Origin of the sequence: Methylobacterium bullatum, from assembly GCF_014845095.1 — a bacterium.
Taxonomy (GTDB): domain Bacteria; phylum Pseudomonadota; class Alphaproteobacteria; order Rhizobiales; family Beijerinckiaceae; genus Methylobacterium; species Methylobacterium bullatum.
Genome location: NZ_NKUG01000260.1, coordinates 1 through 8,291, shown reverse-complemented (window position 1 = coordinate 8,291; position 8,291 = coordinate 1). Strand labels below are relative to the sequence as shown.

Sequence of the window (8,291 nt, the reverse complement as noted above, 5' to 3'; positions counted from 1 at the left end):
AGCCGGAATACACCAAGCGGGCACCCGTGGCGGCTCCCCCGGCCTATCGTCCGGCCCAGGGCAACCTCGATGCACAGGGACGTGTGGCGCCCCAGCCCCGTCTGATGGATGACGACCAGCTCGAAATCCCGGCCTTCCTGCGTCGTCAGGCGAACTGAAACGCCACGCCGGACAGCCGCTGAGGTTTTTATGCAACAAGCCCGGGGTCTCAGGAACCCGGGCTTAACCTCGTTTTAAGTCCTTGTCCGGAAACGGTTATCCGGAACGTCTCCGGAAAGCGTGTCTGTAACAGAGCGTAAGAAAGCGTGATTTGGCTAACGCTTCGGCCGCCGCGTATACGATTTTTGGAACGAAAAAGGCGCGGCGGTTTCGCCGTCAGCGCTCGCAGGGGCTTCAAGCAGCGGACGGGTCAAAGAGGCGGCGCAATCCCGTAATCCAGGGAGAGCGAGCCTGATCACGGCCGAGGGCTAGGGAATGCGGACGAACCAACAGATCACTCTCAAGGGCCCGGCCACGCTGCGTGGCATCGGTGTCCATTCCGGGAAGCCGGTGGAGATCACTCTCCACCCCGCTGCGGCCAATCACGGTATCTGCTTCCTCCGTACCGGAATGCCCACGGGCCACGATCGGCTCATCAAGGCCCACCACGCCTGCGTCTCCGCCACCGAGTTGTGCACCGTCATCGGTGACGTGGAGAGCGGCGCGGTCGCCACCATCGAGCACCTGATGTCTGCCCTCTTCGGGCTCGGCATCGACAACGTCCTCGTCGAGATCGACGGGCCGGAAATGCCGATCCTGGACGGCAGCGCCCGCCTCTACGTCGAAGCCATCGACGCCGTCGGCATCGCCACCTGCGGGGCTCCCCGCCGCTGGATCAAGGTGCTCCGCACCGTCCGCATCGAGGTAGGACGTGCCTTCGCCGAGCTCCGCCCCATCGACCGGGGCTTCCGCCTCGACGTCGAGATCGATTTCGACAACCCGGTGATCGGCCGCAGCCGCAAGGCGATGGACCTGAACCCCGCCTCCTACCGCCGCGAGATCGCCGGCGCCCGCACCTTCGGCATGATGAAGGACGTGGAGCGCTACTGGAAAGCCGGCTTCGCTCTGGGCGCCTCCCTCGAGAACACCGTGGCCGTCGGCGACAACGCCGTCGTCAACCCCGGGGGCCTGCGCTACGCCGACGAGTTCGTGCGTCACAAGTATCTCGATGCCGTCGGCGACCTGGCCCTCGCCGGCCTGCCGATCCAGGGCGCCTACCGCTCCTATTGTGGCGGCCACCGGATGAATGTCGGCGTCCTCGACGCGCTGTTCGCCGACCGCGCCAACTACACCATCGTCGAAGCGCCCGGCGCCCGCCGCGAGACCACCCGGCCGGAATTCGGCGTCGGCCTCAGCCTCGCCGCCTTCGCCAGCGACCTGTAACCGACAAGCAACATCCTCGCTTCGAATACGTCCGCCGCTCGGCCGCCGCTTTCACGCCCAAATCGGACGCCACTGGTAAATCGTCCGTGACAAGAGGCGAGGTCGCGTGTGCCCCATCGAGGCACATGGGCCGTGGCACCGTGCCGTCAGCCGCTCGACCGACATTTGTGATGGCTTGACGATGCGGCCCCCTTGCCGGGCGCATCTGTTGGGGGAACCGGAATGCGTCTCAACGATCGTAACCGCGGGGCGACGGCAGCCGTGCTCCTGACGCTGTGTGGCTTCGGCCTCGGCGGCTGCGACGCCCTCGACTCGATCAATCCCTTCGCCGAGAAGTACAAGCCCGAGGTCATTCCCGACGTCCCGGCCGACAAGCTCTACAGCGAGGGCCTGGCCAAGATGGAGGACAAGGACTTCGAGGGCGCGTCGAAGAAATTCGGCGAACTCGACAAGGCCTATGCCTATTCCGACTGGTCGCGCAAAGCGCTGCTGATGACCGCCTACTCGAATTACGAGGGCGCCAAATACGACGACGCCATCAACGCCTCGAAGCGCTACCTGCAGCGCCACCCGGCGAGCAAGGACGCGGCCTACGCCCAGTACCTGATGGCGATGTCGCATTATAAGCAGATCCCCGACGTGACCCGCGACCAGGACCGCTCCGAGAAGGCGCTGGCCGGTCTGCAGGAGCTCGTCCAGAAATATCCGACCTCGGAATACGCGGCGGACGCCAAGGCCAAGATCCAGATCACCCGCGACCAGCTCGCCGGCAAGGAAATGGAAGTCGGCCGCTTCTACCTGGAGCGCCGCAACTTCCCCGCCGCGATCAACCGGTTCCGCGATGTGGTGAGCAAGTACCAGACGACCCGCCACGCCGAGGAAGCGCTGGAGCGTCTGGTCGAGGCCTACATGGCGCTGGGCATCACCGCCGAGGCGCAGACCGCCGCCGCCGTGCTCGGCCACAACTTCCCCGACAGCCCCTGGTACAAGGATGCGTTCGCGCTCCTCCAGAACGGCGGCCTGGAGCCCCGCGAGGAGAAATCCTCCTGGCTCAGCAAGGTCTATCGCGGCGTCATCGGCCGCACCGCGGACGCGCGCTAAGCGCATCGGCCCAACCCGCGACGACACGCATATCGGTCGCGGGCCATTTTTCGGGTGAAGCGGCCGCCGCTTCGCCGTAAGACGTGGCCACCGTATCCAACGAGGCCCACCCCGCGGCATGCTGAGTCAGCTCGCGATCCGCGACATCGTTCTCATCGATAAGCTCGCCCTGAACTTCCGCGAAGGCCTCAGCGTCCTGACCGGGGAGACGGGTGCGGGCAAATCGATCCTGCTCGACGCCTTCGCCCTGGCCCTGGGCGGGCGCGGCGATGGCGGCCTCGTGCGCCACGGCGAAGGGCAGGGCGGCGTCACCGCCGTGTTCGACGTGCCCCTCGACCATCCCGCCCGCCGCCTCGCGGCCGAGGCCGATCTCGATACCGAGGGTGACCTGATCCTGCGCCGGGTGCAGATGGCCGACGGCCGCACCCGCGCCTTCGTCAACGACCAGGCCGTGGGCGTGCAGGTCCTGCGGGCCATCGGCGCCACGCTGGTCGAGATCCACGGCCAGCACGACGACCGGGCGCTGGCCGATCCCGGCACCCACCGCGCCATCCTCGATGCTTTCGGCGGCTTGCAGGCTCCCCTCGCGGCGGTGGGCGAGGCGGCCAAGCGCGTGCGCGCCGCCCGCTCGGCTCTCGCCGAGCACCGCGCCAGGGTGGAGGCCGCCCGCAAGGAGGTCGACTTCCTGCGCCATGCCGCGTCGGAGCTGGAGACGCTCGATCCCCAGGCCGGGGAGGAGACCTCGCTGGCCGAGCGCCGCATGGTCATGCAGCAGAGCGAGAAGGTGGCCCGCGAGCTCTCCGAGGCGATCGAGGCGGCGGGCGGCCCGAATTCGGCCGTGTCCCATCTGTCCTCGGCCATGCGCAAGCTGGAGCGGCGGGCGAGCCAGATCCCGGCCCTGGTGGAGCCCTGCATCGCCGCCCTCGACGCCGCGCTGTCCGCCCTCGACGAGGCCCATTCCGTCCTCGATACGGCCCTGCGCGAATCCGAGTTCGATCCGCGCGAACTGGAGCAGGTGGAAGAGCGGCTCTTCGCGCTCCGCGCGGCCTCCCGCAAGTATCAGGTGCCGGTGGACGACCTCGCCGCCCTGCGCCAGCGCTACGAGGCGGACGTGGCCGCCATCGATGCCGGCGAGGAGGCCCTCGGCGGTCTGGAGGCGACGCTCGCCCAGGCGGAGGCGGCCTATGCCAAGGCCGCGACCAAGCTCGGCGAGGGCCGCCGCAAGGCCGCCAAGGCCCTCGACCTCGCCGTGAAGGCCGAGTTGCCGCCGCTGAAGTTGGAGCGCGCCCGCTTCATCACCGAGATCGTCACCGACCCCGAATCGCGCGACCCGGCGGGCTACGAGCGCGTCGAGTTCTGGGCGCAGACCAACCCCGGAACGCGGCCCGGCCCGATGATGAAGGTGGCGTCGGGCGGCGAGCTCTCCCGCTTCATGCTCGCCCTCAAGGTGGTGCTGGCCGACAAGGGCTCGGCCCCGACCCTGATCTTCGACGAGATCGATACCGGCGTCGGCGGCGCCGTGGCCGATGCCATCGGCGCCCGCCTCGCCCGTCTCGCGGCCGGCGTCCAGGTCGTGGCCGTGACCCATGCGCCCCAGGTCGCCGCGCGGGCCGAGACCCATTTCCTCATCGCCAAGGACCCGGTTAAGGGCCGCGACCGAGTCGCCACCCGCGTCTCCGCCCTGGAAGCGCCCGCCCGCCGGGAGGAGATCGCCCGCATGCTGGCCGGCGCCACCGTGACCGACGAGGCTCGAGCGGCGGCCGCACGCCTGCTTCAATCTACGGATGCCTGACGCGCGATCTTAACCTTCGGTTAACCATCTTGCGCGATGGTATGGGTACGACGCAGAGAATCTTATGGAAACGCGTCGGCACATCGGGAGTTCGCGTGATGGATCTGGGAGACGGTGAGACCGATCCCCGGCCTGTGAACGAGTCGGACGGCATGCCGATTCTGACGAGTCCGACCCGCCACCATCTCGGTGGCACCCTCCGGGCGATCTACGAAGACACGTTCGATACGCAGCCGATTCCGGACAGCCAGATCGACCTCCTGCTGCGCCTCCGGCACAAGGAACGCGACCGCCGCCGCGTGGGCTGAGACGGTCACGGTTCCTTCACCCCGGCCGGCCCGTCGCCGCTACCAGCGGCGAGCCCCCGGCATGCGCTGGTATTCGGCGCCACGGATCAGCGTCATCACCGCGTCGAGCTCCGCCAGCAGGGCGCGCTCGTCCTCGGCGGCTTTCGCGACCTCGTCCGGATCGGTCCCGAACTGTCGTCGCTGCTCGGCACGGGTGAGCTCGAGCTCAAGATCCTCCCTGCGCGCATGCAGGGCGAGGAAATCGGCATCGCCATCACCCCCGGTGGGTGTCACACTCGATTCGTTCTCCAAGGTGCTGACCTTCCAGGACGGCTGGCGAGACGGGCTGCTCCGTCATCGCCATCGCCGAATCGTATAACGCACGAGGCCGCAAAACCGTGCCGCCTCGTCCGGGCATCGGTCCACACCCCGCTTTCTCCCTGTCCCACACCGCTCATGCGGTCAACGGGTAGCCCCTGTCATCGATCTGTCATGGCTCCGTCATAGAGCCAGCATGATCGGGCGGGTAACGGTGCGCTGCAGCAGGATCGCTCTTGCAGCGCGGCACCTACAGCGCCCGGACAGATTACGGAGAGCCACCGTGAAACCCTTCCATTTCGCCCTCGCCATCGGGCTCGCCACCGCGCAGTTCGGCGCCGTCGCTCAGGCCGCCGACATCACCGGTGCCGGCGCGACCTTCCCCTTCCCGGTCTATTCGAAATGGGCGGAAGCCTACCGCAAGGAGACCGGCACGGGCCTCAACTACCAGTCCATCGGCTCGGGCGGCGGCATCAAGCAGATCCAGGCCAAGACCGTCGATTTCGGCGCCACCGACGCGCCGCTCAAGGGCCCGGCCCTGGAGAAGGACGGTCTCGTCCAGTTCCCCACCGTCATGGGCGGCGTCGTCACCGTGGTGAACATCGCCGGTGTCGAGCCGGGCAAGCTCAAGCTCACCGGTGAGCTCATCGCCGACATCTACGCCAACAAGATCACCAAGTGGAGCGATGCCAAGATCGCCGCGGTGAACCAGGGGCTGAAGCTTCCCGACTCGCCGATCACCCCGGTCTACCGTTCGGACGCGTCCGGCACGACGAGCATCTTCACCACCTATCTCAGCGCGGTCTCCGAGAGCTGGAAGAAGGAATTCGGTGCGGCCACCACGGTCAGCTGGCCCGCCGGCCAGGGCGGCAAGGGCAACGAGGGCGTCACCGCCACCGTCAAGCAGGTGCCGAACTCCATCGGCTACGTGGAATCGGCCTACGCCAAGCAGAACAAGCTCAGCTACGCGCTGATCCAGAACAAGGCCGGCAAGTTCCCGGCTCCCGACGACAAGGCGTTCCAGGCCGCCGCCGCCTCCGCCGACTGGAAGGCCGCCCCGGGCTTCGGCATCTCCCTCGTCAACCAGGCCGGTGACGATGCCTGGCCGATCACGGCGGCCACCTTCATCCTCGTCTACAAGGACCCGGCCGATCCGGCCAAGTCCGCCGACGTGCTGAAGTTCTTCGACTGGGCCTACAAGAACGGCGACAAGCTCGCCACCGACCTCGACTACGTGCCGCTGCCGGACAACGTCGTCTCCCTCGTCCACACCGAGTGGAAAGAGATCAAGGGCAAGGACGGCAAGCCCGTCTTCTAAGGCAGCCTTCCAGCTGAACTCCTGAAACCGCGCAGGCCCGGCAAAAACGCCGGGCCTGCGCCACGAGAGGACGCGGTGTTCCACCTCGCCACTCGCTACCTCGCACTATACGAGCCCTCAAGGTGAAGAAGCAGACGTCGGATGGCCGCCTTGACTGAACAGATTTCGCTGGCCCGCACGGGCTCCCCCGCTCGCAAGAAGCCGGGCGGCCTCGGCGACCAGCTCTTCCGCGCCGCCTCCTACGCGTCGGCGCTGCTGGTCCTCCTCTTCCTCGCGGGCATCCTGGCCTCCATCGCCTATGGCGGCTGGCCGGCCTTCAGGGAGTTCGGCTTCGGCTTCGTCACTTCCAGCGCCTGGAACATCGGCCAGGAGCAGTACGGCGCCCTCGTGGCCATCGTCGGCACCCTGGTCTCGGCCCTGCTCGCCCTCGTCATCGGCGTGCCGATCTCCATCGGCATCGCCGTCTACCTGACCCAGCTGTGCCCCGGCTGGGCGAGGAAGCCCGTCTCGATGACGATCGAGCTTCTCGCCTCGGTGCCGAGCATCATCTACGGCATGTGGGGCCTGTTCATCTTCGCCCCGCTCTTCGCCCATTACGTGCAGATGCCGGTGTCGAGCCTCGTCGAGGGCCTGCCCATCGTCGGCACGCTGTTCTACGCGCGGGTTCCCTCCGGCGTCGGCATCCTCACGGCGGGCATCATCCTCGCCATCATGATCGTGCCCTTCGTCGCCTCGATCACCCGCGACATGCTCGACCAGATCCCCACCGTGCTGCGCGAGAGCGCCTACGGCATCGGCTGCACCACCTGGGAGGTGGTCCGCCACGTCCTGGTGCCGCAGGCGTCCGTGTCGATCATCGGCGCGGTGATGCTCGGCCTCGGCCGCGCGCTCGGCGAGACCATGGCGGTGACCTTCGTCATCGGCAACGCCAACCGCCTGTCCGGCTCGATCTTCGATCCCGGCTCCACCATCGCCTCGCGCATCGCCAACGAGTTCAACGAGGCCGACGGCCTGCAGCTCAACTCGCTGATGGCGCTGGGCTGCATCCTCTTCGTCATCACCTTCGTCGTCCTGATCGTCGCACGCCTGCTCGTCCGGCGCGTGAAGGTCGCCTGAGCCCTCTGGAGCCCGAACCATGGACGCCGTGAACACCCTCACCACCAACGACGCGCCGCCGCTCAAGGCCAGCCGCGTCCGGTCGAGCCGCCGCGTGGCGGACAAGCTGCTCATCGTCGGAAGCACCGTGGCGACGCTGATCGGCATCGTCGTGCTGGGCTCGATCCTGCTCATGCTCATCGTCGAGGGCGTGAAGGGCTTCTCGCCGCTGCTCTTCAGCGAACCGACGCCCGGCCCCGGATCGGAAGGCGGCGGCATCGCCAACGCCATCCTCGGCAGCGTGGTCCTGACCCTGATCGGCATCGTCATCGCGACGCCGGTGGGTGTCATGGCCGGCACCTATCTCGCCGAGTACGGCCGCCACTCGAAGCTCGCCGACGTGATCCGCTTCCTCAACGACATCCTGCTCTCGGCGCCCTCGATCCTGATCGGCCTGTTCGTCTACACCCTGATGGTGCGGCCGATGGGGACCTATTCGGGTTGGGCCGGCGGCGTGGCGCTGGCCATCATCGCCACCCCGGTGATCGTGCGCACCACCGAGGACATGCTCCGCCTCGTGCCCTCGACGCTCCGCGAGGCCGGCGCGGCTTTGGGCGCACCGCCCTCCGTCGTCATCAAGAGCATCACCTGGCGCGGTGCCAGCGCCGGCATCGTCACCGGCATCATCCTGGCGCTCGCCCGCATCGCCGGCGAGACCGCGCCGCTGCTCTTCACCGCGCTCAACAACAACAGCTGGTTCTCGCCCAACCTCATGGGCGGCATCCCGAACCTTCCGGTGATGATCTACCAGTTCGCCCTCTCGCCCTACTCGAACTGGCAGCAGCTCGCCTGGGCCGGCGCCCTCCTCATCACCGCCACGATCCTCGCCCTCTCGATCGTGGCCCGCTTCGTCATCAAGAGCGAGCGGGCGCGCTGACCCCGCGCCCCCGTCCCATCC

At 67.8% G+C, this 8,291-nt stretch carries 8 protein-coding genes; 7 read left to right on the top strand and 1 reads right to left on the bottom strand.

The window, feature by feature from the left end; genetic code table 11:
* Nucleotides 1-474: 474 nt before the first annotated feature.
* The 4 genes from lpxC to MBTS_RS22845 all read left to right on the top strand — a co-directional run bounded on the left by lpxC (nucleotide 475) and on the right by MBTS_RS22845 (nucleotide 4,623).
* Complete coding sequence (gene lpxC, locus MBTS_RS22860) at nucleotides 475-1,422, top strand: UDP-3-O-acyl-N-acetylglucosamine deacetylase (protein WP_192216561.1); 948 nt, start codon at nucleotides 475-477, stop codon at nucleotides 1,420-1,422.
* A gap of 222 nt (nucleotides 1,423-1,644) precedes the next feature.
* The gene (locus MBTS_RS22855) at nucleotides 1,645-2,523 is read left to right on the top strand and encodes an outer membrane protein assembly factor BamD (RefSeq protein ID WP_018041933.1); all 879 of its coding nucleotides are present in this window, start codon (nucleotides 1,645-1,647) and stop codon (nucleotides 2,521-2,523) included.
* A gap of 118 nt (nucleotides 2,524-2,641) precedes the next feature.
* Nucleotides 2,642-4,315, top strand: a complete 1,674-nt coding sequence (gene recN / locus MBTS_RS22850; RefSeq protein ID WP_147832980.1) for a DNA repair protein RecN — start codon at nucleotides 2,642-2,644, stop codon at nucleotides 4,313-4,315.
* 152 nt (nucleotides 4,316-4,467) lie between these two features.
* Nucleotides 4,468-4,623, top strand: a complete 156-nt coding sequence (locus MBTS_RS22845; RefSeq protein WP_373321256.1) for a hypothetical protein — start codon at nucleotides 4,468-4,470, stop codon at nucleotides 4,621-4,623.
* A gap of 39 nt (nucleotides 4,624-4,662) precedes the next feature.
* Here the strand turns inward: MBTS_RS22845 and MBTS_RS22840 are convergent, their stop codons facing one another.
* Nucleotides 4,663-4,896, bottom strand: a complete 234-nt coding sequence (locus tag MBTS_RS22840; protein WP_026175607.1) for a hypothetical protein — start codon at nucleotides 4,894-4,896, stop codon at nucleotides 4,663-4,665.
* A 307-nt stretch (nucleotides 4,897-5,203) separates the two neighbouring features.
* Here MBTS_RS22840 and pstS point away from each other — a divergent pair, with 307 nt between their 5' ends.
* From pstS to pstA, 3 genes are all read left to right on the top strand, one after another.
* Nucleotides 5,204-6,238, top strand: a complete 1,035-nt coding sequence (gene pstS / locus MBTS_RS22835; protein WP_056147468.1) for a phosphate ABC transporter substrate-binding protein PstS — start codon at nucleotides 5,204-5,206, stop codon at nucleotides 6,236-6,238.
* A gap of 141 nt (nucleotides 6,239-6,379) precedes the next feature.
* Nucleotides 6,380-7,354, top strand: a complete 975-nt coding sequence (gene pstC / locus MBTS_RS22830; RefSeq protein ID WP_018041938.1) for a phosphate ABC transporter permease subunit PstC — start codon at nucleotides 6,380-6,382, stop codon at nucleotides 7,352-7,354.
* 19 nt (nucleotides 7,355-7,373) lie between these two features.
* Nucleotides 7,374-8,270, top strand: a complete 897-nt coding sequence (gene pstA, locus MBTS_RS22825) for a phosphate ABC transporter permease PstA (protein ID WP_056147466.1) — start codon at nucleotides 7,374-7,376, stop codon at nucleotides 8,268-8,270.
* The last annotated feature ends 21 nt before the right edge of the window (nucleotides 8,271-8,291 follow it).

What these genes read in the sequence shown, in the direction of transcription:
- MBTS_RS22855 (WP_018041933.1), top strand. Translation starts at nt 1,645, where the DNA reads ATGCGTCTCAACGATCGTAACCGCGGGGCGACGGCAGCCGTGCTCCTG.
- lpxC (WP_192216561.1), top strand. Translation starts at nt 475, where the DNA reads ATGCGGACGAACCAACAGATCACTCTCAAGGGCCCGGCCACGCTGCGT.
- pstA (WP_056147466.1), top strand. Translation starts at nt 7,374, where the DNA reads ATGGACGCCGTGAACACCCTCACCACCAACGACGCGCCGCCGCTCAAG.
- MBTS_RS22845 (WP_373321256.1), top strand. Translation starts at nt 4,468, where the DNA reads ATGCCGATTCTGACGAGTCCGACCCGCCACCATCTCGGTGGCACCCTC.
- pstC (WP_018041938.1), top strand. Translation starts at nt 6,380, where the DNA reads ATGGCCGCCTTGACTGAACAGATTTCGCTGGCCCGCACGGGCTCCCCC.
- recN (WP_147832980.1), top strand. Translation starts at nt 2,642, where the DNA reads ATGCTGAGTCAGCTCGCGATCCGCGACATCGTTCTCATCGATAAGCTC.